The following is a 26,210-nucleotide window of genomic DNA, read 5'->3' as shown; positions in this document are numbered from 1 at the left end:
GTCGGTCTACAACTGGATCGCAGACAGATCCGGACGCCGCAGGTGCCAGTCGGTGGCCGCCTGGAATGCCATGCCGATGCGGCCCAGCGCGTCTTCGCCATTGGGCTTGCCCAGCAGCTGCACGCCGATGGGCATGCCGTCCGCGGCAAAGCCGGCGGGCAGCGCCAGGCCCGAGGCATTGACGTAATTGCCGGGACGGGTGAAGGCGGCCAGCGGCGTGGCGGCCTCGTCCACGTCTTCCAGCGGGCAGGCGGCAAACGGCAGGCAGGGCGCGAGGACCGCGTCGTAGTCGCGCATCCAGTCCAGCCAGGCCTGGCAGGCGCGGGCGTGGGCTTGCAGCGCCAGCACGTAGTCGGCGGCGCTGGTCTGCTTGCCGCCCAGCACGCGGGCGCGCACGTAGCGGCCCAGCGGCAGGCTGTCGTCCTCGATGTAGTCGCGGTGCTGGGCGTAGGCTTCAGCGGCGATGATCAGGCCGTTGCGCAGCATCATGTCGTGGAAATCGAAGGGGAAGGGGGCTTCCACGCATTCCGCGCCCAGGTCGGTCAGCGCGCGCCGCGTGTCCTCCAGCGCGCCTTGCACCGCCGCGTCGATGGCGATCGGGTACTGCGCCTGCGGCATGACGGCGATGCGCGTGCCGGCCAGCGGCTTCGCGCCCGCGCGCAGATCGCGGTAGCGGTAGGCGGGTATGCCTCGCGTCACGGGATCGCGCGGGTCGGGTCCGGACATGGCTGCGGTCAGCAGTAGCGCGTCGCGGGTGTCGCGGGTCAGCGGGCCGATGGAATCCAGTGTGTGGGACAGCGCCACCGCGCCGTACAGGCTGATGAGGCCGCGCGTGGTTTTCAGGCCGGTGATGCCGTTGAGCGCGGCGGGAATGCGTACCGAGCCGCCTGTGTCCGAACCCAGCGCGGCGGGCGCCAGGCCCGCGGCCACCGCCACGCCCGAGCCGCTGGACGAACCGCCGGGAATGCGGGCGCGCACCAGGTCCCAGGGGTTGCGCGGCGTGCCCATGACGGGGTTGGTGCCCCAGCCGCCGAAGGCGAATTCGACCATGTGGGTCTTGCCCAGCACCACCATGCCGGCGTCGATCAGGCGGGTCACGGCGGTGGCGGTGGTGTCACTGCGGCGCTCGCGCCAGGCTTGCGAGCCGGCCGTGGTGATCTGGCCTTCGATATCGCACAGATCCTTGACGGCCACGGGCAGGCCGTCCAGCGGGCCAAGCAGGCCGTAGCCCGCGCGGCGGCGCGCGTCGGCGGCTTCGGCCAGGCGCAGCGCGCCCGCGTGGTCGACGCTGACGTAGGCGCCCAGCGCCGGGTTGGCGCGGTCGATGCGGTCCAGGTAGTGGCGCGCCAGCTCGACCGAGCTGTAGCGGCCGTCGGCCAGGCCCTGCGCAAGTTCGCCGAGCGTGGCAAATGCAATGTCAGACATGTTTTCCTCGGGTGATGTCAGCGCGGCGCGCGGGCTGCCGCGCGCCGCCTTCCTGCCTGCGCGATCAGCGCTTGTTCCAGTCGGGGGCGGGGTACACCGGCTTTTGCGTGGCCACGTCGGCCGGCCAGACCGGGACCATGCCCTTGCCCGGCAGCAACTGCACCACGGGGAAGGGCATCAAGAGCTGCTTGCCCGTTTCGTCGATGGCATAGGGACCGGCCATGACGGTGAGTTTGCCCGACAGGTCCAGCGACGCCTTCTTCAGCGCGGCGGCGTCGGTGTTGCCGGCTTGCTTGACGATTTCCTCGGTCAGCGCGCCCGCGCCATAGGCCAGCGCGGTCTGGAAGTCTGGCGGGAACTCGGCCTTGGGGAAGCGCTGGTCATAGGCGGCGGCGAACTGCTCGCGCGTCATGCCGGCGTTGACCTTCCAGTTGATCGCGGGGTGGTAGTTGGTGTGGCTGTAGATGTAGTTGGAGTCCGCGCCGATGGCCTGGAATTGCGGGGTCGACGCATACACCATGAAGACATACGGGAAGTTGATATCCAGCTGCTTCATCTGGCGCGTCATGCTGATCAGATCGCCCTCGTAGGAGGTCGGCACCAGCGCCTCGGCTCCGGCCGCACGGGCCTTCTGCAGGATCGTGCTGAAGTCCTTCTGGCCCTTGGGGTACTTCTCGAACAGCACCACTTCCATGCCGTTCTTGGCGGCCTGCTCCTTGCCGCCTTCGGCCAGGCCCGCCGGGAACGGTTCGTCCGAATACAGCAGCGCGACCTTCTTCACGCCCTGCTTGGCGGCCAGTTCCATGTTCGCGCGCAGCATCGCCGACACCGGCATCTGCGTACCCGACACCATGTTCTTGAAGCCTTGCTTGTACAGGTCGTCGCTGGCGGCGGACCAGACCATCATGTACTTGCCCAGGCGTTCGGTCACCGTGGCGGCCGCGGCGGTCAGGGTGGAGCCGAAGGGCGCGAACACCAGATCCACTTTTTCATCGACAATCAGGCGTTCGTAAACGCGGGTCACCATCTGCTTGTCGCTGCGGTCGTCCAGCTTGACCAGCTCGACGGGGTATTTCTTGCCTTTGACTTCGATGCCGCCGCGGCGGTTGACGTCGTCGACCCACAGTTCGACGCCGCGCACGCCCGACTGCGAGGCGAGCGCGAAACTGCCGGTCGACGATACGGTCATGCCGACGCGGATCTTGTCGGAGGTCTGAGCGGCGCCCAGGGCAGGGGTCAGGGCGGCGACGGCGAGGGCCAGCGCCGGTATGCGGGACAGCCAGGGTCTAGCGTGCATGGGAGGTCTCCTATCGTTTTTGGTATGCGGCCCCGCGTTCCGTGGCGGACCATCGGACACAGGCCATATGTTGGGCAATGTTTGCTCAACATGCGAGATAGCGTATAACAAATAGGCATGGAGCGCACGCCTTGAATAAATTGAATTACCGACAGACCGAAATGTTGTGGGCCATTGTCATGGCCGGGTCCATCAGCGGCGCCGCGCGGCTGCTGAATATTTCCCAGCCGGCGGTCAGCCGGATGCTGGCGCATACGGAAAAAGCCATGGGGGTGACGCTCTTCGAGCGGGTTCGCGGCAAGCTCAGGCCGACCTCGCAAGTGCAGAGCCTGTTTGAGGAAATCGAGAAAACGCAGCGCATGATGCAGCGCGTCAACGATCTGGCCGACGCGCTGGCGGAGCACGGCACGGGGGTGCTGCGGTTGGCCTCCATTCCCAGCTTGGCTCAGTTCCTGGTGCCGCGCGCCGTGGCGCGTTTCCAGCAGCGCCATCCCGAGCTGCTGTTGCGCCTGAACACGACGGCGCTGCCCACGCTGATCACCGACGTGTTGCAGGGCGAGGCCGAGCTGGGCTTGGTGGTGATGCAGGCAGACCACCCTTTCCTGACGTCCCAGCCGTTGCATGTGGGGAAGATGGTGGCCGCCATACCCAAGGCGCATCCGCTGGCAGCTCGTGCCGAGGTGAGCCTGGCCGATCTGTCGCCGCATCCGCACATCGTGGTGGGGACGCGCATGCCCTTCGGCATGCTGGTGCTGGGCGCCTTCGAGCAGGCGGGCCTGCCGTGCCGCATGTGCGCCGACGTGCCATGGAGCCAGCTGGCCTGCGCCCTGGTGAATGCCGGGGTGGGCATTGCCATCGTGGATGAGTTCACGGTCATGCAGAACACCATGCCGGACGTGGTCATCGTGCCGCTGGCCGAGCGCATTCCCCTGAATATCTCGGCCGTCTATGCAAGCAACCGCGAGCCCTCGGCCATCGCCCTGGAGTTCATCAAGGAGCTGCGCGGGGTGCTTGTCGAGGCCTTTCCTGCCGAAAATAAGGGTTAGTCCTTAACTTGCAGTTATGGTTTGAACTGTTCATAATCGCCTCCAAATAAAGCGGCCGTCCAACCCGGAAACGGCCCGGAGGAAGACATATGAGCAGCAGTCCCGTCCTGGCGGCGGGCGCCGCCTCGCATCGCGCGCAGGATCAGCGCGCAATGCGGTTGCGCACCCGCATCGCCATCATCGTCTTTGCCGGCCTGGCCGCGGGCCTGGCTCTGATTCCGATGGCCACGTCGAACATCTCGTTCGCGTTCTACCTGATGTTGTGGATCACCATGGCCAGCGCCATGAACATCTGCGTCGGCTTCACCGGCTATCTGCCGTTCGGCTACGTGGTGTTCTACGGCGTGGGTTCGTACGCCACCGGCATTTGCTACAAGATCCTGGGCTGGCCCATCCTGCCGTCGCTGCTGGCGGCGGGCGGCGTGGGCGTGGCGATCGCGCTGCTGCTGGCGCCCACGCTGCGCTTGCGCGGGGTGTACTTCGGCATCGTGAGCCTGGCGCTGGCCACCATCGTCAAGCTGATCATCTCCAACCTGCCGCAGTCCTTCACCGGCGGCAGCATGGGCATCATCCTGTCCAATGCCAACAACCCCACGCATAGCTACTACGCCATGCTGGCGGTGATGGGCGCCACCCTTGCCACCGTCACCTGGCTGTCGGTGTCCAGCCTGGGCCGCGCGCTCAAGGCCATTCGCGACGACGACGGCGCGGCCGCCTGCGTCGGCATCCACGTGCCCAACACCCGCCTCAAGGCCTGGCTGCTGGCCGCGCTGTTCCCGGCGCTGGCTGGCGGCATCGAGGCCTGGTACACGAACGTGGTGGATCCGGAGTACGCCTTCCACGTGCTGATCACCGCCAAGAGCATCATCTACGCGATGGCGGGCGGCTTCGGCACCATCCTCGGACCAGTCGTCGGCACGCTGGCGCTACTGGGCATCGACCACATGATCTGGCAGAAATTCCCGGTGGTGAACCTGCTGCTGCTGGGCCTGATCATCGTGCTGCTGATGCTGTTCCTGCCGCGCGGCATCGTCGGCAGCCTGATCAAACGCAAGCCGCAACTGCGCCGCTACATCGCCTGAGGAACCGCCATGACCGGACTGATTATCCAAGGGCTGATCAACGGCCTGATCCTGGGCGCCATCTACGGCCTGATCGGCGTGGGGCTGAACGTGATCTTCGGCGTGCTGCGCGTGGTCAACTTCGCGCACGGCGAATTCCTGGTGCTGGGCGCGTACTTCGCCTTCTATCTGATGGAGTACGCCGGCATCAATCCGCTGGTGGCGCTGCCGCTGGCCTTCGCCGCATTCTTCCTGGCGGGCTACTTGCTGTACTTCGTGCTGATTCCGCGCTTGTCCAAGGCGGACGATCCCGAGATCAGCTCGCTGCTGCTGATGTTCGGCGTGTCCATCATGCTGGGCGCCATCATGCTGCTGGTGTTCGACGCCGACGCGCGTTCATTGCCCTATGAGATCGAGCCCGTGTTCCTGAAATTCGGGCCGGTGCTGATCCCGACCGTGCGCCTCTTGGCGCTGGTGATCGCCCTGGCCATCATCGGCGCGCTGACGGTGTTCCTGTACCGCAGCCAGCTGGGCAAGGCGCTGCGCGCCATCATCATGAACCGCGACGCGGTGCGCATCGTGGGCATCAACGCCGAACGCCTGTCGGCCGTGGCCTTCGGCCTGGGCATCGGCCTGGCCGCCGCCAGCGGCGTGCTGGTGGCGATGGTGTTTCCAGCGTTCTCGCCGTTCATGGGCAACGACTACACGCTGATCGGCTTCATCGTCATCGTGCTGGGCGGGCTGGGCCATCCGGTGGGCGCCCTGGTCGGCGCGCTGCTGTTCGGCGTAACGGAGCAAGTCTCGGTGGTGTTCTTCAATCCTTCCATTGCCACCATCTGCGGCTTTGCGCTCATGGTCGCCACCATCTTCATCCGGCCCAGCGGACTCTTCGGCCGCCAGGCGCTGCGCTAACAGGAGCCGGACACATGTTGAAAGTCAGCAATCTCAAGAAGCGCTTCGGCGGGCTGGTCGCCTTGCAGGGCGTGGACCTGGACGTGCCGCGCGGCTCCATCCTGGGCGTCATCGGCATGAACGGGTCAGGCAAGACCACCATGCTCAACTGCATCAACGGCATCTACACGCCGGACGAGGGCCGTATCGAGCTCGACGGCCAGAACATCGCCGGCAAGCAGATCCACGAAGTCGCGCGGCTGGGCGTGGGCCGCACCTTCCAGGTGCCGCGCATCTTCCGGCAGCTGACCCTGCTGGACAATCTGGAGGTCGCGCAGCAGCAGACCGGCCGCAGCGCCGACGAGCGTTACGCCCAATCCGAATACTGGCTGCACAAAGTAGAGCTGCACCGGCTGCGCCACAACTACGCCGAGGAGCTGTCCGGCGGACAGCAGAAGCTGGTGGAACTGGCGCGCATCATGGTGGCGCGACCCAAGGTGGTGTTGCTGGACGAGCCTTTCGCGGGCGTCAATCCGGCGCTGGCGCAACTGCTGATCTCGGTCATCCGCGAACTGCCGGGCGAGCACGACTGCTCGGTGGTGCTGGTGTCGCACGACCTGACCTCGATCTACCAGCTGTCCCACCACATCATCGTCATGAACGAAGGCGCCATCCTGAGCCAGGGCAACGCCGAGCAAGTGCGCGCCGACCCCCGCGTGGTCGAAGCCTATCTGGGAGCCTGACATGAGCACGTCGATACTCGCGCTGGAAGACGTGACCGTGGCCTACCACGGCGACATCACCATCCTGAACCACGTCAACATCCAGGCGCGCGCGGGCAAGGTGACGGGCGTCATCGGCCCCAATGGCGCCGGCAAGTCCACGGTGTTGAAGACCATGTTCGGCTTCCTGCCGCCGCGCACCGGCCGCATCACGCTGCGCGGCGCGGACATCAGCGCCCAGCCCTCGCACGAGCGCGCCAGCAACGGCGTGGCCTTCGTGCCGCAGCACCGCAGCCTGTTTGGCGAATTGTCGGTGCACGACAACCTGCTGCTGGGCTGCTGGCCGTTCCGCAAGGACAAGGCTCGCGTGCGCCAGCGCATCGACTCCGTCTATGACCGCTTCCCGATCCTGGCGCAGAAGCGCGACGACCCCGTCTCCAGCATGAGCGGCGGACAGCAGCGTTTCGTGGAGTTCGGGCGGGCCTTGTTGATCGAGCCGTCCGTCATCCTGCTGGACGAGCCCACCGCCATGCTGGCGCCCAAGATCTCCAAGGAGATCTACACGCTGATCCGCGGCTTTGCCGACGAGGGCATGACGGTGGTGCTGGTGGACCAGAACGTGCGCCGCTGCGCCGAGGTGTCCGACTATATGTACATCCTGGAACTGGGCCGCAACAAGGCCGAGGGCGGGCGCGAAGCCTTCGACGACGGCGGCGGGTTGCGCGAGATGGTTGCGTCCTGGATGGATTACAAGATTGATTGACTGCGGGTCAGAGCGGTCGCCCCAGCCGCTTTTCGACCTGGCGTTTTTTCCATTGGTTCGGAGTCACCAAGGTAGCCGATAGGACGGCGCAGCGATACGACAGGGGCACGACAGCGGGGCGACGGACACCCAGGCTCAGTGTTTCAGCGTCCAATCGTCCAGCCGCAACCCGGGCACGCGGGAAAATTCACGCGTGTTGTTCGTAACAAGTACCAGGCCGCGCGAGCGGGTGTGGCCGGCGATCATGGCGTCGTAGGGGCCGATGGGCGTTCCGGCGCGCGCCAGTTCCGCGCGAAGCTGACCGGAATCTGCTGCCGCGTCATGGTCATAGTCGAGCACTTCCAGGCGCTTCAGGAAGCCGTCGACCACGGCGTGATTGCGGGTGGGGGCGGCGGACTTTTCCGCGCCATAAGCGAGCTCCATGGCGGTGATCGCGCTGATACATAACTGGCCCTGCCGTCGGTTGAACGCCTGCTGCACTGCGTCGGGCTTGTTCTTGATGGCAAAGATGCAGGTATTCGTGTCCAGCACGAACTTCAGCGGCATGAGCGGCCTCCTGCCCTGTCCACGGGTTGATCGCGGTCGTTGAGAAAGTCGGCAGTGACGGACTCGCCTGCGAACCAGGAGTCCCAGGACGTGTCGGCGGGTGCGGGCGCCGGCGCCGGCGTTTGCCGTTGGTTGATGGCGACGATGTACCCCAGTGCCGGACTGGCTGGCCGGGCGGCGGTTTTGCGCCGGCCTGCTGGGCGGCCATGGGAAGTTTTATAGATGGATTCTGATTTCATGGCGCTCTCCTCGACTGATGTATGGCGCCCGCCTTTTATAGCGCGCCGCATGTCTCCCGCCTATGACGGCTTACCGCAGGTCGCTGCGAGCCTAGTGCGGCTTCGGCTGGGTTCCGTGCTGTTGCGGGTGGCGGCAAGGCCGCGCAGATCCGGCCCGTGGCATCGCCGCCACGCCCGCCGGGCTTTGCATTTTTTGACGATCCGGCACGACCCGCCTTGCGCTAATCTGGCTGCGCCATCATCCCCAAGGCGAGGCCCACGCCATGACCTTTCTCGCAAGCGCCAACCTGCTGCGCCGCCGCGACGGGCACGAAGCCCGCGTCACTTTCGTCGAGCTGTTCTTCGATCTGGTGTACGTCTTCGCGGTCACCCAGATCTCCCACGGTCTGCTGCATGATCTGACCTTGTTGGGCGCGCTCCACTCCCTGGTGCTGTGGTTCGCCGTCTGGCTGGGTTGGCAATACACCTGCTGGGTCACGAATTGGTTCGATCCCGACGCCGTGCCCATGCGCATCATGCTGTTTGCCGTGATGCTGGCCGGCCTGGTCTTTGGCGCCGCCCTGCCGGGCGCGTTCGGCGCCACGGGGCTGGTGTTCGCCGTCAGCTACGCGCTGATCCAGGTGGGACGCACGCTATTCATCGTGCTGCACCTGGGGCCTGCGCATCCGCTGGCGCCCAACTTCCGCCGCATGCTGGCGTGGCTGTGCGTGTCGGCAGTCTTGTGGATTGCGGGCGGACTGTCCCAGGACGGCACGCGGCTGGCGCTGTGGGCGCTGGCGGTGGCCTGCGAGTATCTGTCGCCCATGATCGGCTTTCGGTTTCCCGGCCTGGGGCGTTCCGCGACCAGCGAATGGACGATCGAGGGCGGCCACCTGGCCGAGCGCTGCCAGCTGTTCGTCATCGTGGCGCTGGGCGAAACCCTGCTCATCACCGGCGCCACGCTGGCCGGCCTGGAGCGCTGGAACGCGCCCGCGCTGATCGCGTTGCCGGCGGCTTTCCTGGGCACGGCCGCCATGTGGTGGGTGTACTTCGACACCAGCAGCCGTGACGGCAGCGAGGCCATCGTGCATAGCGACGATCCAGGCCGCATCGGCGCCTGGTTCCACTATGTGCACGTCATCCTGATCGCCGGCGTGATCGTGTCCGCCGTGGCCAACGAACTCGTCATATTGCATCCGGACGGGCGCATCGCCATGCCGGCGGCCGCCGCGCTGATCGGTGGCCCGGCGCTATACCTGGCGGGCAACGGCATTTACAAGACAGTGGTCTACGGCCGCTTCCCGCTGTCGCACGTAGTGGGGCTGGTGCTGCTGGCCGTGCTGGCGCCCGTGGCCTTTGTGACCGACAACCTCATGGTGGGCGGTTTGACCACGTTGATCATGATTCTGGTGGCGGCGTGGGAGAGCGTGTCGCGGCGCAGGGCGCATGCCGGCGTTCCGCAAGGAATCGCGGAGTAGCGTCAATCCCGTGAGGGCCGGAGGGCTGCCCCAGAGGGAGCCGTTGGATGCCCCCGTGGAGCTGGCAGGCGGCGGCTTTCAGCAAAGCCGCCGCGCGGCTCAGATCAGGCCGCGTATCCCTGCAATGCCGTGCGCGCCGTGGCGCAGCGCCTGCGATACGGTCTGGGTGGACTGGCCGCCCAGCGCGAACACCGGGATGCCGGCGTCGCGATTGCCCGCGACGAAGCCTTCCCAACCCAGCGTCGCCGCGCCGGGGTGGCTGGGCGTGTCCAGCACGGGACCCAGTACCGCGAAGTCGGCGCCGAGTTCGCGTGCGTGGACGACCTGGGCGTTGTCGTGGGCCGACACGCCGACCAGCGCGCCCGCGGGGAGTTCAGGGCGCGCCGTGAGCTTGGCGGCATCGGCCGCGCGCAGATGCACGCCGTCGGCCTCGCGCCACCAGGCGGCGGGATGGATGCTGTTGACCAGCAGCCGGGCGCCCGCGGCGCGGCAGCGCTTCTGCACCTGTTGCAGCACTTCATGCAGCGAAGGCGAGGCCACGCCGTCCGGCCATTGCGGTTCGCGCAGTTGCACCAGCTTGACGCCGCGCGCCAGAGCCGCTTCCAGACGGCCCAGGAACGCGGCCACGCCGGCACGGGAACCCACGGAGCTGATGCCGTAGGACGTGGGCAACTGCAGCCAGCGCAGCGGGGGCAGGGTGGCGGGCAACAGATCTCCCACCGATGCGGCCTGCGCAGGGGCGACCCATTCCAGGCGCTGGTTTTCCAGGCTGCGCGGTTCGCCCTCCCAGCCGGTGACGTGGCAGAACGCCAGGCGCACCGTGGTGTGGGGGTAGGCGTGCACGTAGGTGACCCAGGGGCGCGACTGCGTGACGCGGATGCCGATTTCTTCCTGCAGTTCGCGCGCCAGGGCTTCCAGCACGGTTTCGCCGGGTTCGAGCTTGCCGCCGGGCAGCTCCCACCAGCCCGCCCAGGGCTTGCCTTCGGGGCGCTGTCCCAGCAGCAGCATGCCGTCCGGACGCAGGATCAGGCCGGCGGCGACGTCGACGATCTTTTCAGACATGACGGGCTGCCCAGTCGCGCGCGAACTGGTACGCCACGCGGCCAGAACGCGAGCCGCGCTCGATCGTCCATTGCAGCGCCTCGGTGCGCGAGGGTTCGATCTGCGCTTCCGGGCAGCCCAGCTCGCGCAGCCAGTGGTAGACGATGTCCAGGTAGTCGTCCTGCTTGAAGGGGTAGAACGACAGCCACAGGCCGAAGCGTTCGGACAGCGAGATCTTTTCCTCGACGGTTTCGCCGGGGTGGATCTCGCCGTCGGGCTGATGCTTGGCCGCCAGGTTCTCGCTCATGTATTCCGGCATCAGGTGGCGCCGGTTGGACGTTGCATAGATCAGCACGTTGTCGCCCGAGGCCGACACCGACCCGTCCAGCACCGACTTCAGCGCCTTGTAGCCGGCCTCGCCTTCCTCGAACGACAGGTCGTCGCAGAACACAATAAAGCGTTCGGGACGGGAGGCGACCAGCTCGACGATGTCGGCCAGGTCGCCGAGGTCGGACTTGTCCACTTCGATCAGGCGCAGCCCGCGGTCGCCATAGGCGGCCAGCATGGCCTTGACCAGCGAACTCTTGCCAGTGCCGCGGGCGCCGGTCATGAGCACGTTGTTGGCCGGCTTCTTTTCCAGGAACTGCAGGGTGTTGCGATCGATGATGCCCTTCTGGCGCTCGATGTGCTGCAGGTCCGCCATGTCGATGCGCGCGACGTGGCGTACGGCGTCCAGCCAACCGCGCGCGCCGCGCTTGCGCCAGCGGTAGGCGTGGGCGGTCCAGTCGATTTCGGGCGTTGCGGGCGGAAGCCAGGCTTCCAGCTGCGCCAGCACGCGCTCGGCGCGCTGGATAAGGGTGGAGAACTCGGTTGCGGTCACGTCTGAAGTCCCGGAAGTTTCGGATCAGGAGCGGTAGTCGGCGTTGATCGACACGTATTCGTGCGAGAAGTCGCAGGTGTAGACCGTGTCGCTGACCTGGCCGCGGCCCAGGGCGATGCGCACCTGGATCTCGGCCTGCTTCATCACGCGCTGGCCGTCGGCTTCCTGGTAGGCGGGGTTACGGCCGCCGTCCTTGGCCACCAGCACATCGTCCAGCCACAGGCGGATGTTGGACACGTCCAGGTCGTCGATCCCGGCGTAGCCCACTGCGGCCAGGATGCGGCCCAGGTTGGGGTCCGAGGCGAAGAAGGCGGTCTTGACCAGCGGCGAGTGGGCCACGGCGTACGCCACCTTCAGCGCTTCCTCGGTGGTACCGGCCTCTTCGACGCGGATGGTCATGAACTTGGTGGCGCCTTCGGCGTCGCGCACGATCTTGGTCGCCAGTTCCAGCGCGGCGGCCGTCAGGGCTGCGCGCACGGCGGCGTAGGCCGGATCGGATTCGGCGTTCACTTCGACGCCCGACTTGCCGGTGGCGGCGATGATGAAGGAGTCGTTGGTGGAGGTGTCGCCGTCGACCGTGATGCGGTTGAACGAGGCGTCGGCGATTTCGCCGGCCAGCTTGGACAGCAGCGGCTGGGCGATGCCGGCGTCGGTCGCCAGGAAGCTCAGCATGGTGGCCATGTTGGGCCGGATCATGCCGGCGCCCTTGCTGATACCGGTGAAGGTGACGGTCTTGCCGTCGATCTGCACCTTGGCGGACGAGATCTTCGGCAGGGTGTCGGTCGTCATGATGCCGTGGGCGGCGCTGAACCAGTGGTCGGCGCCCAGGTCGGCGATGGCGGCGGGCAGGCCGGCCACCAGGCGGTCCAGCGGCAGCGGCTCCAGGATGACGCCGGTGGAGAAGGGCAGGACTTCGGCCGCGGGCACGCCCAGCAGCTTGCCGAGCGCGGCGCAGGTGTCCTTGGCTTTTTGCAGGCCTTCTTCGCCGGTGCCGGCGTTGGCGTTGCCGGTGTTGATGACCAGCGCGCTGATCGGGCCGCCGGCGGCCAGGTGGGCCTGGCAGACCTGCACCGGCGCGGCGCAGAAGCGGTTGCGCGTGAACACGCCGGCCACGCTGGTGCCCTGCGCGAAGCGGAACACGGTCAGGTCGCGTCGGTTGGCTTTGCGGATGCCGGCCTCGGTAACGCCGATTTCAACGCCGGCAACAGGAAAAATTTCGGACTCGGAGGGGATCTGCAGATTAACGGCCATGACTTCGTCTCATGTATGAGCAGGACGGAATCGCCGCCAGGCGAGGCGGCGCGCGGGGGAAAGCTTCGTATTATCCCACCGGATTGGGACAGCGTCCGGTCAGGGGCCGATCCGCATGGCCGCGACGTCCAGCACGCCGGCCTCGCGGTTGCCCAGCACGCTGCGCACGGCGCCGTCCGGGGACTGCAGCACCGACTTGCCCGCCGGCACGTCCTCGCCGCCCGCGCGCCGCGCCGAACGTCCGCGCGACGGCGAGAACAGCAGGTCGCCGGGCTGGGCGCCGGGCAGGCGGGGGTTGGCGGCCAGCACCCGGGTGCCGGGCTGGTAGGTCATGTCGCCCAGTACGGTCTCGCGCGCCAGCAGGCCTTCGAAATCCAGCATGCGGCGCTGGCTGTCCAGCTGCATGTCCACCTTCAGCATGGGCATGCGCCCCACCTCCAGCGCCTCGCTGCCTTCGGTGCGCAGCAGCCAGCGCGGCGCGTCGGCGGCGCTGCCGCCATTGATGACCTTCAGCCAGGCGCCGGGCGGCACGGGCTGCTGGTTCAGGGTATTGCCTATGGCCAGATGGCAACTGGCAAAGCGCGGGCGGCCATCGTGCAGCACGAATTCAAGGCGGTGCCCATGCGCGCACAGCCAGCCGTCCTGCGCCTGGTCGCGCGCGATCTCCACCGACAGGGTCTCGGCCTGCTTGCTGCTGGCCGGGTAGCGGAACATGCGCGTGGCCGCGACGCCCTGGATGGAGGCGGGGTGGCTTTCGGGGAAGACGGCGAGATCGAACGATGCCAGATCGCCTGGCTTGGCCAGGCTGAGCACGGTGCCGGCCGGCATCTCCACTCCCGCCAATTGGGTGGACTGGGCCAGCACGGTCTTGCGGTCGGCGTCGGCCTGGGCGCTTTGCCGGGCCGAGAACCACAGGCTGAACTGCTGATAGGGAAAGATGGCGCCGACGATGGCAAGCAGGGCCATCAGGACGGCGCCGCCACGCCGGTGGCCGCCAAGCCATTCCCGGGCGCTGGACGTGGTGGCCAGCACGGCCAGCCAGGTCAGCAGCGTGGCCAGGCAGGCCAGCGAAGCTGCCATCAGCACGTAGAAATTACCGCCAGGAAGAGAAACCGGAATCATGGCGGCAATTATGCGCCAATCCGCAGGCGGACATGGGCGCCTGCGGGCGTTCAGTTCTTGGCGGATTCGGAGCGGGTCGCCACCACGTGCAGCTTGAGTTCGCCCAGGGCCTGGAACAGCGCGTTGCGGGTGCTTTCGGGCAGGTCGCCGAACATGGACTTGACCCAGGATTCGTGGGCGCGGGCCATGCGGGAGAAGCTCTTCTTGCCCAGCGGCGTAAGTTTGATGAGCGAGCTGCGGCGGTCGGATTCGACCTTGGTGCGCACCACCAGGCCTTCTTTTTCGAGCTGGTCGGTGATGCCGGTGATATTGCCGTTGGTGACCATCATGTGGCGCGACAGTTCGCCCATCTTCATGCCCTTGGGCGCGCGCTGCAATTGCGCCATCAGGTCAAAGCGCGGCAAGGTCGTGTCGAACTCATTGCGCAGGCGGCTGCGGATCTCGCTCTCGACGAGATTGGCGCAGGTCAGCATGCGCAGCCACAGGCGCAGCGCATGGTGATCGTCGGGCGCTGCGCGGGATTCCAGGTCGGGGGTGTCGGTCATGGCTATGGAAATTACCGGGAATGAGGGGCGGGCGCCAGATGCTGTCGATCGAGGATCGTCAGGCGGGCCGCGGCGTTGCCGGCGGCGCGCTTCTTGAGTATCGGCGGGATGTCGGGTACTGTCGCGCGAACGTCGCGCCGGGTATCCGGCACGGCGCGTTCATAGTTTGGGTGGAGGGTAACCATGGCGGTAGCTTATTAGTAAAAACCCTTTGGTAAAAACCCTAGACTTGTTTTGCCGAATACTTTAAACCTAAACTATGAAGCACGCCAGCCTTGGCTGTGCTGCACGAAGTTTTTCGAATCGCGATTTCAAAAAAGAACACCCTCTGCGCGGGCTCGCGCACGGAGCACACCACCATGCGTTTGATCACTTCCCTTCTGGCCGCCGCCGCCCTGGTGCCGGCACTGGCCGGCGCCGACACCATCAAGGTCGGCATCGCCAACGACATCTCCGGTCCGTTCTCCGCCCTGGGCGCCGAAGCCCGCGACGGCTTCAACCTGGCCATCAAGCAACTGGGCAGCAAGCTGGGCGGGCAGCCCGCCGAATTCGTGCAGACCGACATGGGCGGCAACCCCGACCAGGCCCGCCAACTGGTGACGCGCTACATCCAGCGCGACAAGGTCGATTTCTTCACCGGCCCCATCGGCTCGAACGTGGCGCTGGCCGTGGGCCCCGCGCTGTTCGCGGCCAAGGTGCCGTACCTGTCGAACAACCCCGGCCCCAGCCAGTTCGCCGGCGCGCAGTGCAATGCGTACTGGTTCGGCACGTCCTACCAGAACGACGCCTTCCACGAAGCGGCCGGCAAGGTTGCGGCGGATCGCGGCTTCAAGAAGATGTTCATCATGGCCCCGGACTATCCGGCCGGCAAGGATGCGCTCAACGGCTTCAAGCGCGGCTACAAGACCGCCCCGGGCGACGAGGTCTACACCAAGCTCGGCCAGATCGACTACGCCGCAGAGTTGGCGCAGATCCGCGCCGCCAAGCCGGACGCCGTCTATATCTTCCTGCCGGGCGGCATGGGCATCAACTTCGTCAAGCAGTTCGTCTCGACCGGCCTGTCGCAAAGCGTCAAGCTGATCGGCCCGGGCTTCTCGGCCGACGAGGACGTGATCCAGGCCGTGGGCGAACCCATGCTGGGCATGTACAACACGGCGCAGTGGGCGCATGACCTGGACGTGCCGCAGAACAAGGCCTTCGTCGAAGCCTTCCGCAAGGAATACAACGGCCGCTACCCCTCGGTGTACGCTGCCCAGGCCTACGACGTGATCATGGCCATGGACGCTGCCGTCAAGCAGGCCGGCGGCAAGGCCTCCGACCGCGAAGCCATCGTGCGCGCGCTTGAAAAAGCCGACTACCCCTCGGTGCGCGGCAGCTTCACTTACGGCAAGAACCACTATCCCATCCAGTCTTATTACCTGCGTGTCGTCGACAAGGACGGCAGCGGCCGCATTACCAACAAGCTGGTGGGCAAGGTGTTCGACAAGTACCAGGACGTCTACGTCGGCGAATGTAAGCTGTAGAGGGAAAGACCCACCCCCGAAGCGCTGCGCGCTTCCCCCTCAAGGGGGCATGCCTGCGGACCGGCGAAGCCGGCTCCGCGGCATCTGGATCGGGTGGCACCGCAGCATGCGTCGTGCCTGGTGCGCGGACGCGATGCGCAATCAGATGGCTCTATTGATTAGGCCGCGAACCAGGCCATCGGCACTTCGCGGCAGGGGGAAGTCTTCATGACGTTTACGCTGATCGTCGAGCAATTGCTGAACGGTCTGCAGTTTGGGTTGATGTTGTTTCTGATCGCGGCCGGGCTGACCCTGGTGTTCGGCATCATGGACATCATGAATCTGGCTCACGGCTCGCTCTACATGGCCGGCGCCTATGTCGCCGCCGAAACCATGCAGCGCGCAGGTTCATTCACCGCTGCCGTCCTGGTGGCGGCAGTCGCCACCGGCATCGTCGGCGTGGTGCTGGAACTCACGCTGATCCGCCGCCTGGCGCTGCGCGACCACCTGGCCCAGGTGCTGGGCACCTATGCCGTCATCCTCATCGCCAACGATCTGGTCAAGATGATCTGGGGGCCGGCCCCCGTCATGCTGAACATGCCGGCCGCGCTGTCCGGCCCGGTCCGGCTGCTGCCCGATCTGCTCTATCCCGCCTACCGCCTGATGATCATCGTGTTCGGTGTGGCCGCCGCCGCGGGCCTGTACTGGTTCGTGACGCGCACCCGTGCGGGCGTGCTGGTGCGGGCAGGGGCGTCCAACCGCCAGATGGCCACCCTGATGGGCGTGCGCGTGCCGCTGCTGTTCCTGGGCGTGTTCGTGCTGGGCGCCATGCTGGCCGCCGTGGCCGGCGCCTTGCTCGGCCCGATCACGTCGGTACAGGTGGGCATGGGCGAGGAAATCCTGATCCTGGTGCTGGTATGCATCGTGATCGGCGGGATCGGATCGATTCGCGGCGCCTTTGTCGGCGCGCTGTTGGTGGGCATGGTGGATACGGCGGGGCGGGCCTTCCTGCCCATGCTGCTGCGCCAGGTCTTTTCCCCGGCCGTGGCCTCCAGCGTCGGACCGACGCTGGCCGCCATTGCCATTTATGTATTGATGGCGGCAGTGCTGGTGTTCCGGCCCTCCGGCTTGTTTCCGGCGCGGGGTTGAGCATGAAATCCATGATCTGGACCGTGGTCCTGCTGGCCGCGCTGGCCGTATTCCCCCTGGTCGCGCCGGCGTTGGGCCTGGACTTTTACATTTCCTTCGTGCGGCGCGTGCTGATCTATGCGCTGGCCGCGACCAGCCTGAACCTGATCCTGGGCTATGGCGGCATGGTGGCGCTGGGACACGCGGCGTTCTTCGGCGCGGGCGCGTACGCGGTCGGCATCCTGGCCATGTCGGGCGTGACGTCCGCCCTGATCGTCTGGCCCGTGGCCATGCTGCTGGCGGCGGTGCTGGCCTGCATCACGGGGGCGATCTCGCTGCGCACCCGCGGCGTGTACTTCATCATGATCACGCTGGCCTTCGCGCAGATGCTGTTCTACATCTTCATCTCGCTGCGGCAGTACGGCGGCGAGGACGGGCTGAACCTGCCGGGCTACTCCAGCCTGCCGGGCATCGACCTGGCCAATGACGTCAGCTTCTATTACCTGGTGCTGGCGCTGTTCGCGCTGATCATGTGGGTGTTCGGCCGCGTGGTGACCTCGCGCTTTGGCACCGCCCTGCAAGGCATACGCGAAAACGAATCGCGCATGGAATCCATGGGTTATCCGGTCTATCGCATCAAGCTGATGGCCTTCACGCTGAGCGGCGCGGTGGCCGGCCTGGCGGGCGCGCTGCTGGCCAACCATAATCTCTTCATCTCGCCCAGCCTGATGCACTGGACCCAGTCGGCCAACCTGCTGATTATGGTGCTGGTGGGCGGCATCGGCCTGCGCTATGGCGGCGTGGCGGGCGCCGTGGTCATGCTGACCCTGGAGGAAGTGCTGCGCCTGTGGACCGAATATTGGCACCTGCCCCTGGGCGTGCTGCTGCTGTGCGTGGTGTTCGGCGCGCCGCGCGGTCTGGTCGGGCTGTTCGGCCCCTTGTTCAGCGGCCGCGCCGCTGCCACCCAATCCGGCAAGGCGGGATCATGAACGCAGCTGTAACGCCGGCCCTGCAGGCCACGGGACTGGTGCGCCGCTTCGGCGCGCTGGTCGCCACCGACAATGTGTCGCTGTCCCTGAACCCGGGCGAGATCCATGCCCTCATCGGCCCCAATGGCGCGGGCAAGTCGACGCTGATCCATCTGCTGTCCGGCACGTTGACGGCTGACTCGGGCAAGCTGACGGTAGGCGGACGCGACGTCACCAGCATGAACGCCCATCAGCGAGTGGCTGCCGGGCTGTCGCGGTCGTACCAGATCACCAATATCTTCAAGCAATCCTCCGTGCTGGACAACCTGGTGCTGGCGGTGCAGGCGCATGCCGGCAGCAGCTTCCGCTTCTGGAAGCCGCGCGCCGCCGAATCGGCCCTGTACGAGCAGGCGCGCGAGCTGGCCCGGGAATGCGCCATCGACGCCAGCCTGCTGGAACGCCCGGCCGGCACCCTGCCGCACGGCGAACAGCGCAAGGTCGAATTCGCGCTGGCCCTGGCCGCACGGCCTGCCGTCCTGCTGCTGGACGAACCCATGGCGGGCATGGGGCCCGACGAAACCGTGCGCCTGACCGAATTGATCGAATCGATGCGGGGCCGAGCCGCCATGCTGCTGGTCGAACACGACATGCAGGCGGTGTTCCGCCTGGCCGACCGCCTGTCGGTGCTGGTCTACGGCCGCGTCATCGCGACCGGCACCCCCGACGAAATCCGCGCCAACCCGGAAGTGCGGCAAGCCTACCTGGGCGACGAGGAGACCGCATGATGCTGACCATCGAATCCGCCAAGAGCGGTTACGGCGCCAGCCAGGTGCTGTTCGGCGTGGACCTGCAAATCGGCGCGGGCCAGGTCGTGACCTTGCTGGGCCGCAATGGCATGGGCAAGACCACGCTGCTGCGCACCTTGCTCGGCCAGTTGCCCCTGCGCGGCGGCAAGATCCAGTTCGCGGGCCAGGACATCAGCGGCTGGAGTCCGGACCGCATCGCGCGGGTCGGCATGGCCATCGTGCCGGAAGGGCGGCAGTGCTTCCCGAATCTGACGGTGCGCGAACACCTGACAGCCTTCGTCGCCTCCCGCAACCCGGACATCGGCGAACCCTGGACGCCCGAGCGCGTCTTTGAATTGTTTCCGCGCCTGCACGAACGCGCCCGCAACATGGGCAATCAGCTCTCGGGCGGCGAACAGCAGATGCTGGCCATCGGCCGGGCGCTGGTCACCAATCCGCGGCTGCTGATCCTGGACGAGGCCACCGAAGGCCTGGCGCCGAAGATCCGCGAGGAAATCTGGAATTGCCTGGCGCGCCTGCGCCAGGCCGGGCAGACCATCCTGGTCATCGACAAATACGTCGAACGGCTGCTGAGCCTGGCGGACCGCCACGTGATCCTGGAGCGCGGCAAGGTGGTGTGGACCGGGGACTCCCAGGCCCTGGACGCCGATCGCGGCCTCTGGGAGCGCTATCTGGGCGTGTAGCAAGAAAGCTGCAATGTAAACAGGCAAACGCTGCCGGTCGTGAAATAAAAAGCAATAAATCGATATTTACATTGCAGTAGTGCAACTTAGGACGCCCGAGCGTCTTACAAGCGTTTGCTCCTGTTTCAATTGGATCCACTGTTCTCTACACTTGTCGCGCCGGACGTGCCTCGAGGGTACGCCTGCAACAGGCTCATGGCTGGACAAGCGGGGCAAGCGCGCGGCGAAACATCGTTACACAACGAAAGTCTGCCCATGCGTCCCCTTCACGCACGTTACGTCTTATCAGGCAGTAAGGAAGACTTTGCATGGCGAAATGGGGTTTGCGCAGAAAATCGTTGATGGCGCTGTTGCTGGCGTGCCTGGTTGCCCTGGCGCCGGCGGCCCTGATCGGCTGGCAGGTGCTGGACGGGGTCAGGGAGCACTTCGGACGGGCTTTCTCCGACAACTTCACGCAATTGAACCGCCAGCGCATCCTGGCGCCGGTGTCCCGTGAACTGGCCCTGTCGCAGCGGTTGGCGGATAGCGAGGTCACTCGCCGCTGGCTGCGGCACGAAAGCGATCCGGCCGCGCGCGAGCTGTTCTTTCGCGAAGCCGACGGCTACCGCCGCGATCTGCTGGGACGCGCCTACTTCATCGCCAGCGCCGCCTCGGGCAATTATTACTTCAACGACGACCAGCCCCTGTCCGAGACGCCGCGCTACACGCTGAGCAAAAGCGCGGCCGACGACGCCTGGTTCTACCTGACGCTGGCGTCTCCCGCCAAATACAACATCAACGTCAACCCGGACCTGAAGCTCAAGACCACCAAGGTCTGGATCAACGTCCAGGTGCGCGACGGCGACCGGGTCATCGGCCTGACCGGTTCCGGTCTGGACGTAGGCGGATTCCTGCGTGAATTCGTCAACAGCGGCCAGCCCGGGGTCACGCCGATCATCGTCGACGAGGAAGGCGCGATCCAGGCCCACATGGACGCCTCGCTCATTGCCTACAACTCGGGCGCGGGCGGCGCTGCCCGCGGCACGGTGTTCAACCTGCTGGACGGCGGCGAGGGCCGCGCCGAGCTGGCCGCGGCCATGAAGGCGGCGCGGACCGACCCGCAGTCGGTGCAATCCGCCTGGGTCAAGATGGACGGCATCCGGCAGCTGGTGTCCGTAGCCTACATGCCGGAACTGCACTGGCACGTGCTGACGGTGGTGGACCTGGGCGCGGCCCGGGTACTGGACACGGATTGGCTCTGGCCCGCGGCGATCGGCCTGGTGGTGCTGTTCGCGGCCATGTTGCTGTGCTTCGGCTACGCCATCGAGCGCCTGATGCTGCGCCCCTTGCGCCGCCTGCAGCAGTCGGCGCGCGCCATCGCCGACGGCAGCTACGACGTGCGCCTGCCTCCGGGCGGCCAGGACGAAATCGGCGACCTCAGCCGCGCCTTCGGCGTGATGGCGGACAAGGTGCGCCAGCACACGGCTGAACTCGAAACCAAGGTGCGCGAGCGCACCTCCGAACTCGAGGACGCCAATCGCGCCATGGCCGCCGCGCACAAGAAAATCGACGACTCCATCGATTACGCCAGCCTGATCCAGCGCGCCATTCTGCCGGATCGCCAGCTTACCCAGTCCCTGGGCGCGCACCATTTCGTGCTGTGGAAGCCGCGCGACGTGGTGGGCGGCGACTTCTACGTATTCCGCTCCGACGGCGCCAACTGCCTGCTGGGCATCATGGATTGCGCCGGCCACGGCGTGCCCGGCGCATTGATGACCATGCTGGCCCGCGCCGCCATAGATCTGGCGATCACCGAGGCCGGCCCGGCCGACCCCGCCGCCATCCTGACCCGCACCGACAACGCCATCCGCGCCATGCTTGCCGACGCGCAATTGCCCCGTGCGCTGGCCACGAACACGGATGCGGCCCTGGTTTATATTGACCGCCAGGGCGGCCGGTTGCGCTATGCGGGCGCCAAGATCAGCCTGTACGCGAGCAACGGCGAGGAACTGCGCGAGGTGCCCGGCGGCAAGCGGGCGCTGGGCGACAAGCGCACCGAGACCTACGAAAACATCGAACTGCGGATGGAGTCCGGCTGGACCTACTACCTGGTCACGGACGGGTTCCTGGACCAGGCGGGAGGCGAACACGGCTTTGGCTTTGGCAATACCCGGTTCGCGGAAATGCTCAAGACGCACGCGCGCCGGCCGTTAACCGAACAGGCGGCCGCCTTTACCCAGGCGCTGGCAGAGTACCAAGGCGGGCGGCCGCAGCGTGATGACATCACCTTGCTGTCGTTCCGTTTCGAATAAACGTTATCAGGGCGGTTACCCCCATGAATGCCTCCGATCTTTACGCATTGGGCGAACGGTTCAACCAGAATCGCACTCTGTTGTGCTTCAACGGACCGACTTCCCGCAGCCTGATCGAGGAAATCGGCAATGCGCTCAAGAACTATCTGAACGCGGAGCACGCGCGGCCGGCCGAGGCCATGGACGTTTTCTCCGTCTACATAGAGATGATCCAGAACATCCGCCAGTACGCCGCGCTGCATGACGACCTGGACGCCTCGGCCACCGTGGTGATCGGCCGCCGCGATGAAAGCCGCTACGTGGTGTCGGCGGGCAACCTGGTCAAGGCGGAGGACGGCGAGGCGCTGGTCGCCCGCATCCAGGAACTGGCCGCGCTGGACAAGGCGGCGCTGAAGGCCGAGTACAAGGCGCAGCTGCACAAGCCGCGCGCCCAGGGCGTCGCCTCGGGCGCCGGCCTGGGGCTGATCGATATCGCCCGCCGCGCTGGCGCGCCGCTGGAGGCCAGCCTGACGCCCGCCGCAGCGCCCGGGCAGGCCTTCTTCAGCCTGAGCGTCGTGATCTGAAGGCGTGCCGGGCCAAGAATATATTTGGAGCAACTAATGAACGATTTGAACATTCCCGGGACCCAGTCCACGCCCGCCATCACCGCCGACACCGCTGCCGGCGTGCTGGCGATGCGCGGCGACTCCTATCCCGAGAATTCCTTCGAGCTGTTCGGTCCCGTCATCGAATGGGTCGAAGCCTATCTGCTGAGCAGCGCCGCGCCCCTGAAGCTGGAGCTGGAACTGCTCTACCTGAACACCAGCAGCATCAAGTCCGTCATGGACATCTTCGATCTGCTGGAGGCTGCCCACAACAAGGGCCGCGAGGTCAGCGTCACCTGGTTCTACGACATGCGCAATGAGCGCGTCGGCGAACTGGCCGAGGAATTCAAGGAAGACTGCACGTTTCCCTTTTCCGTTGTCGGCCGCCAATGAAATCCGACGCCGCCCAGCTGGACAAGCGCATCGCCGAATTGCTGGCGGATCCGGTCTATCAGGGCCATCCGTTGCATGAAGCGCTGGACGCGCTCTGGCGGCATACGGCCGAACAGATGGCGCGCATCGAGCGCGTGACCCAACTGTCGGACGCCTACCAGAGCATGGCGCACGAACGCGAGCTGGGCCTGTGCGACCGTTTCGACCGGCAACTGCGCCGGCTGACCCGCATCGCGCGCATCTCGGACCACTACCAGAACATGATGCGGGACCTGAACTCCGCATTGCAGGAAACCTCCAACCGCGACCCCTTGACCGGCCTCTTGAACCGGCGCGCCTTGATGGAAATGATCAAGCAGGAGGTCTTGCGCGTGTCTCGCGGCGGATCGACCTTCGTGGTGGCGATGCTGGACGTGGATCATTTCAAGTCGGTCAACGACCGCTATGGCCATGAAACAGGCGACCGCGCGCTGGTCGAGCTGGCCGGCGCATTGGGCGACAACTTGCGCGAATACGATCTATGCGGCCGCTGGGGCGGCGAGGAATTCCTGGTGCTGCTGCCCAGCACCCAGCCCGAGGACGCCCAGCGCGTCATGGACCGGCTGGTTGGCGCGGTGCGCGCCTTGGCAATCACGGTGGGGGATGGCGTGTTGAGATTGACGGTCAGCATAGGCATGGCATATCACCAGTTGGGAGAAACCTTCTCTGAAACGCTCAGCCGTGCGGACCAGGCCTTGTACCTGGCCAAGCAGGACGGACGCGACCGCGTCGAACTCGGGTTTCCGAAGCGCAGATGAAACCGGATCAGCTGTTATCCGGCATGGAGCCCCATATGCTTGATTCTTATCCAGGCGTTACCGACGAGCGCCCTCAAGGCGCCGCGTGGCACTCCGCCACCTATCTGGCGTCCATGGATCGGGCGCTGCTGCTGTTCGATTTTGATCCGGCTGGCTCCTTGTTGAACGCCAACGCGAATTTTCTCGCCCTGGTCGGCCATGCCCGCGAAGAGGCCCTGGAGCTGCGCCATGACATGCTTTGCGACAGCATGGACGAAGGCAAGGGCATCGTCGGCGGCGAGCAGGTCTGGGCCAGGCTGCTGGGCGGCAAGCACTTCACCGGCACCTGCCGCTATCGCAAGAAGGACGGCGGCTTCGTCTGGATCGAAGCCACCTACATGCCCATCGCCGGCGAAGCCGGCGATGTCGTACGCATTTCCGTCATCTCCCGCAAATCCATCGCGGATGCCGACCGCCAGGAAGAGATCCGGCTCCTGTTGCTGGGCATCAACGAAACCGGCAATGCCGTCGCGGTGTCGGGCAAGGACGGCCGCATCCTCTACGTGAACGACGGCTTCCAGCGCATGCTGGGCTTTTCCCGCGGCGACGCCGTCAACCAGGAGCTGGGCGAACTGCTGGCCGGCGGCAGGCCGGACGGCGGCACGCGCGAAGAGCTGGGCCGCCGCATCGCCTGCCGCGAGGGCTACCACAAGGACGTGCTGGTCTACGATCGCGCCGGCCGCCCGCTGTGGGTGTCGGTGATGGCCAACTCCGTGTTCGACGAACGCGGCGCCCTGGTCAATATCGTGGACGTGCTGACGGACATCACGCCCACCAAGGTGCACGAAGTCTTGCAGCGCCGCGTGCTGCAAGCCATGGTCAATGAGGCCTCGGTGGTCGAGGTCATGAACATGGTGTGCCGCGAGGTCGAACGTCTGGCGCCCGAAGTCGCGGCCAGCGTCCTGCGGGTGGACGATGCCGGGCTGCTGCGGCCGCTGGCCGCGCCCAGCCTGCCGCAAGCCTACACCGACGCTTTGGACGGCGTGGCCATCGGGCCGCAGGCGGGCGCTTGCGGTACCTCTGCCTTCCTGGGCCGGCCGGTGATCGTGCCGGACATCTCCACCGATCCGCTGTGGGACGACTATCGCCACCTGCCGCTGCCGGACGACGTGAAGGCCTGCTGGTCGTCGCCGATCAAGTCCAGCGATGGCCGGGTCATAGGCACCTTCGGTTTTTATTTCCGGGAGCGGCGTCTGCCCGACGATTTCCATCACCGGCTGGTGGACGTGTGCGTGTACTTGTGCGCGCTGGCGCTGGAGCGCGAGGAGGCCCGCGCGCGTATCCGCCAGTTGGCGTTCTATGACGAACTGACCGGCTTGCCCAACCGCAACCTGCTGCTGGCGCAGGCCGAGCAGGCCATCGCGCGCGCTGAACCCGAGCGCAAGCGTGTCGCCATTCTGTTCCTGGACCTGGATCGCTTCAAGCAGGTCAACGATACGCTGGGCCATCCCATAGGCGATGCGTTGCTGCGCGACGTGGCGCAGCGCTTGCGCCGCCTGGCGCGCGCGACCGACATCGTGGGCCGCTTGTCGGGCGACGAGTTCGTGATGCTGATGCCGGACTTTGAGCACGGTCGACTGACGACGGCGGCGGAGCATGTGCTGGTCGCCTTGGCTCAGCCGTTCTCGGTGGGCGGCATCACGCTCAATCCCTCGGTCAGCATCGGCATCAGCGTGTTCCCGGAGAACGGGCGCGACATGGATACGCTGCTGCGCCATGCCGACATGGCGATGTACCAGGCCAAGACGGCGGGGCGCAACCGCATCTCTTTCTTCAGCGCCGAGATGAACCGGCAGGCGCAGGAGCGCCTGGCGCTGGAGGCCGCCTTGCGCGATGCGCTGGAGGCGAAGGCTTTGCGGCTGCACTATCAACCGCAGGTGGGGCTGAAGAACGGGCAGCTGTACGGGGTCGAGGCGCTGGCGCGCTGGCGTCATCCGACGCTGGGCGATATCTCGCCGGCGCGCTTTGTGCCGCTGGCCGAGGAATGCGGGTTGATCGGCGACCTGGGCGACTGGGCGGTGCACGAGGCTTGTTCGCAGTTGGCGGTCTGGCGGGCGAAGGGCCTGCGGGTGCCGTCGGTGTCGGTGAACCTGTCGGCGACGAATTTCCACAATCTGAATCTGCCGCGGTTGATCGAGGCGACGCTGGCCGAGTTCGGGCTGGCGGCGGCGGATCTGATGCTGGAGATCACGGAAGGCGTGGTGCTGGATGCGACGGCGGGTACGTTGCGGACGATCGCCGAGCTGCATCGCTTGGGGGTGCGGTTGTCGATGGACGATTTCGGGACTGGCTATTCCAGCCTGGGGCATTTGCGGCGACTGATCGTGGATGAACTGAAGCTGGATCGCAGTTTCGTGCAGGGGCTGGAGAGCGATGACGCGGCTCGGGCGTTGACCAGCGCTGTGATTCGTATCGGCGAGAGCCTGAGCCTGCCTGTGGTGGCTGAAGGCGTCGAGAACGAAGAGCAGCGGCGGTTTTTGATCGAGCAGGGGTGTGCGGCGGGGCAGGGGTTCTTGTTTTCGCCGCCGTTGCCGGCTGCTGATCTTGAGGAGTGGCTGCGGGGGCGGCCGTAGGTTTTCTGGTTGCTTTTGTTGCTGCTGCTGCTGCTGCTGCTGCTGCTTCTGTGGCTTCTGTTGGTTCTTAAGACGCCAGTCGCGTCGGGGGCCGGCGGGACGCGGGGCAACGATTGCGGTCCGGAGCGTTCGCTCCGGACTCTGTCTCTTATACACATCT

Annotated in this window: 25 protein-coding genes; 16 read left to right on the top strand and 9 right to left on the bottom strand. The window is 66.2% G+C overall.

Annotation, left to right across the window (positions count from 1 at the left end; translation table 11 throughout):
* Nucleotides 1-6 precede the first annotated feature (6 nt).
* Both DXK93_RS28360 and DXK93_RS28355 read right to left on the bottom strand, forming a co-directional pair.
* Nucleotides 7-1,425 (bottom strand): amidase, encoded by a 1,419-nt coding sequence (locus tag DXK93_RS28360; RefSeq protein ID WP_119451849.1) that lies wholly within the window; start codon nucleotides 1,423-1,425, stop codon nucleotides 7-9.
* Between the two features lie 64 nt (nucleotides 1,426-1,489).
* A complete protein-coding gene (locus DXK93_RS28355) occupies nucleotides 1,490-2,722 on the bottom strand; it encodes an amino acid ABC transporter substrate-binding protein (RefSeq protein WP_119451848.1) in 1,233 nt (410 codons plus the stop codon).
* Between the two features lie 161 nt (nucleotides 2,723-2,883).
* Here DXK93_RS28355 and DXK93_RS28350 point away from each other — a divergent pair, with 161 nt between their 5' ends.
* From DXK93_RS28350 to DXK93_RS28330, 5 genes are all read left to right on the top strand, one after another.
* Nucleotides 2,884-3,768 (top strand): LysR family transcriptional regulator, encoded by an 885-nt coding sequence (locus DXK93_RS28350; protein ID WP_054459262.1) that lies wholly within the window; start codon nucleotides 2,884-2,886, stop codon nucleotides 3,766-3,768.
* An 89-nt stretch (nucleotides 3,769-3,857) separates the two neighbouring features.
* Nucleotides 3,858-4,850 carry a branched-chain amino acid ABC transporter permease gene (locus tag DXK93_RS28345; protein ID WP_054459260.1) on the top strand — a complete coding sequence of 331 codons (993 nt, stop codon included), beginning with the start codon at nucleotides 3,858-3,860 and terminating at the stop codon, nucleotides 4,848-4,850.
* A gap of 9 nt (nucleotides 4,851-4,859) precedes the next feature.
* Nucleotides 4,860-5,741, top strand: a complete 882-nt coding sequence (locus tag DXK93_RS28340; RefSeq protein ID WP_054459258.1) for a branched-chain amino acid ABC transporter permease — start codon at nucleotides 4,860-4,862, stop codon at nucleotides 5,739-5,741.
* 14 nt (nucleotides 5,742-5,755) lie between these two features.
* Complete coding sequence (locus DXK93_RS28335) at nucleotides 5,756-6,463, top strand: ABC transporter ATP-binding protein (RefSeq protein ID WP_054459256.1); 708 nt, start codon at nucleotides 5,756-5,758, stop codon at nucleotides 6,461-6,463.
* A 1-nt stretch (nucleotide 6,464) separates the two neighbouring features.
* Nucleotides 6,465-7,205, top strand: a complete 741-nt coding sequence (locus DXK93_RS28330; protein ID WP_054459254.1) for an ABC transporter ATP-binding protein — start codon at nucleotides 6,465-6,467, stop codon at nucleotides 7,203-7,205.
* A 135-nt stretch (nucleotides 7,206-7,340) separates the two neighbouring features.
* Here DXK93_RS28330 and vapC read toward each other — a convergent pair whose 3' ends face one another.
* Both vapC and DXK93_RS31915 read right to left on the bottom strand, forming a co-directional pair.
* Nucleotides 7,341-7,751 (bottom strand): tRNA(fMet)-specific endonuclease VapC, encoded by a 411-nt coding sequence (vapC, locus tag DXK93_RS28325; RefSeq protein WP_119451847.1) that lies wholly within the window; start codon nucleotides 7,749-7,751, stop codon nucleotides 7,341-7,343.
* On the bottom strand, nucleotides 7,742-7,990 hold the full coding sequence (locus tag DXK93_RS31915; protein WP_147400292.1) for a hypothetical protein: 249 nt from the start codon (nucleotides 7,988-7,990) through the stop codon (nucleotides 7,742-7,744). Before DXK93_RS31915 ends, vapC begins: the two co-directional genes overlap by 10 nt.
* A 263-nt stretch (nucleotides 7,991-8,253) precedes the next feature.
* Between DXK93_RS31915 and DXK93_RS28320 the strand changes: the two genes are divergently transcribed.
* Nucleotides 8,254-9,447, top strand: coding sequence for a low temperature requirement protein A (locus DXK93_RS28320; protein ID WP_119451846.1), 1,194 nt, complete (start codon nucleotides 8,254-8,256; stop codon nucleotides 9,445-9,447).
* A gap of 99 nt (nucleotides 9,448-9,546) precedes the next feature.
* Here DXK93_RS28320 and DXK93_RS28315 read toward each other — a convergent pair whose 3' ends face one another.
* The 5 genes from DXK93_RS28315 to DXK93_RS28295 form a co-directional block, all read right to left on the bottom strand.
* On the bottom strand, nucleotides 9,547-10,509 hold the full coding sequence (locus tag DXK93_RS28315; RefSeq protein WP_119451845.1) for a Nudix family hydrolase: 963 nt from the start codon (nucleotides 10,507-10,509) through the stop codon (nucleotides 9,547-9,549).
* Complete coding sequence (locus DXK93_RS28310) at nucleotides 10,502-11,368, bottom strand: ATP-binding protein (RefSeq protein ID WP_054459246.1); 867 nt, start codon at nucleotides 11,366-11,368, stop codon at nucleotides 10,502-10,504. The genes DXK93_RS28315 and DXK93_RS28310 overlap by 8 nt, the downstream gene beginning before the upstream one ends.
* 24 nt (nucleotides 11,369-11,392) lie before the next feature.
* Entirely contained in the window at nucleotides 11,393-12,619 is a 1,227-nt protein-coding gene (gene argJ, locus DXK93_RS28305) for a bifunctional glutamate N-acetyltransferase/amino-acid acetyltransferase ArgJ (RefSeq protein WP_054459243.1), read from the bottom strand.
* Nucleotides 12,620-12,718: 99 nt separating this feature from the next.
* Entirely contained in the window at nucleotides 12,719-13,741 is a 1,023-nt protein-coding gene (locus DXK93_RS28300) for a hypothetical protein (RefSeq protein ID WP_054459241.1), read from the bottom strand.
* A 50-nt stretch (nucleotides 13,742-13,791) separates the two neighbouring features.
* Nucleotides 13,792-14,286: a MarR family winged helix-turn-helix transcriptional regulator gene (locus tag DXK93_RS28295; RefSeq protein WP_119451844.1), complete on the bottom strand. Its 495-nt coding sequence runs from the start codon at nucleotides 14,284-14,286 to the stop codon at nucleotides 13,792-13,794.
* 359 nt (nucleotides 14,287-14,645) lie between these two features.
* Here DXK93_RS28295 and DXK93_RS28285 point away from each other — a divergent pair, with 359 nt between their 5' ends.
* The 10 genes from DXK93_RS28285 to DXK93_RS28240 all read left to right on the top strand — a co-directional run bounded on the left by DXK93_RS28285 (nucleotide 14,646) and on the right by DXK93_RS28240 (nucleotide 26,050).
* A complete protein-coding gene (locus DXK93_RS28285; RefSeq protein ID WP_054459234.1) occupies nucleotides 14,646-15,809 on the top strand; it encodes an ABC transporter substrate-binding protein in 1,164 nt (387 codons plus the stop codon).
* Nucleotides 15,810-16,016: 207 nt separating this feature from the next.
* Complete coding sequence (locus DXK93_RS28280) at nucleotides 16,017-16,937, top strand: branched-chain amino acid ABC transporter permease (protein WP_119451843.1); 921 nt, start codon at nucleotides 16,017-16,019, stop codon at nucleotides 16,935-16,937.
* A gap of 2 nt (nucleotides 16,938-16,939) precedes the next feature.
* On the top strand, nucleotides 16,940-17,905 hold the full coding sequence (locus DXK93_RS28275) for a branched-chain amino acid ABC transporter permease (RefSeq protein WP_054459232.1): 966 nt from the start codon (nucleotides 16,940-16,942) through the stop codon (nucleotides 17,903-17,905).
* Complete coding sequence (locus DXK93_RS28270) at nucleotides 17,902-18,669, top strand: ABC transporter ATP-binding protein (protein WP_054459230.1); 768 nt, start codon at nucleotides 17,902-17,904, stop codon at nucleotides 18,667-18,669. Before DXK93_RS28275 ends, DXK93_RS28270 begins: the two co-directional genes overlap by 4 nt.
* On the top strand, nucleotides 18,669-19,373 hold the full coding sequence (locus DXK93_RS28265; protein WP_054459295.1) for an ABC transporter ATP-binding protein: 705 nt from the start codon (nucleotides 18,669-18,671) through the stop codon (nucleotides 19,371-19,373). Before DXK93_RS28270 ends, DXK93_RS28265 begins: the two co-directional genes overlap by 1 nt.
* Nucleotides 19,374-19,681: 308 nt before the next feature.
* Nucleotides 19,682-21,664: a biofilm regulation protein phosphatase SiaA gene (gene siaA, locus DXK93_RS28260; protein WP_199728345.1), complete on the top strand. Its 1,983-nt coding sequence runs from the start codon at nucleotides 19,682-19,684 to the stop codon at nucleotides 21,662-21,664.
* A gap of 23 nt (nucleotides 21,665-21,687) precedes the next feature.
* On the top strand, nucleotides 21,688-22,227 hold the full coding sequence (gene siaB / locus DXK93_RS28255) for a biofilm regulation protein kinase SiaB (RefSeq protein ID WP_054459227.1): 540 nt from the start codon (nucleotides 21,688-21,690) through the stop codon (nucleotides 22,225-22,227).
* A 36-nt stretch (nucleotides 22,228-22,263) separates the two neighbouring features.
* Nucleotides 22,264-22,641: a biofilm regulation phosphoprotein SiaC gene (siaC, locus tag DXK93_RS28250; protein WP_054459225.1), complete on the top strand. Its 378-nt coding sequence runs from the start codon at nucleotides 22,264-22,266 to the stop codon at nucleotides 22,639-22,641.
* Nucleotides 22,638-23,438, top strand: a complete 801-nt coding sequence (gene siaD / locus DXK93_RS28245; RefSeq protein ID WP_054459223.1) for a biofilm regulation diguanylate cyclase SiaD — start codon at nucleotides 22,638-22,640, stop codon at nucleotides 23,436-23,438. The genes siaC and siaD overlap by 4 nt, the downstream gene beginning before the upstream one ends.
* 35 nt (nucleotides 23,439-23,473) lie before the next feature.
* On the top strand, nucleotides 23,474-26,050 hold the full coding sequence (locus tag DXK93_RS28240) for an EAL domain-containing protein (RefSeq protein ID WP_054459221.1): 2,577 nt from the start codon (nucleotides 23,474-23,476) through the stop codon (nucleotides 26,048-26,050).
* The last annotated feature ends 160 nt before the right edge of the window (nucleotides 26,051-26,210 follow it).

The organism is Achromobacter sp. K91 (assembly GCF_003576205.1).
Classification (GTDB): Bacteria; Pseudomonadota; Gammaproteobacteria; order Burkholderiales; family Burkholderiaceae_B; genus Achromobacter; species Achromobacter aegrifaciens.
This window is presented reverse-complemented; position numbering and strand designations above follow the sequence as displayed.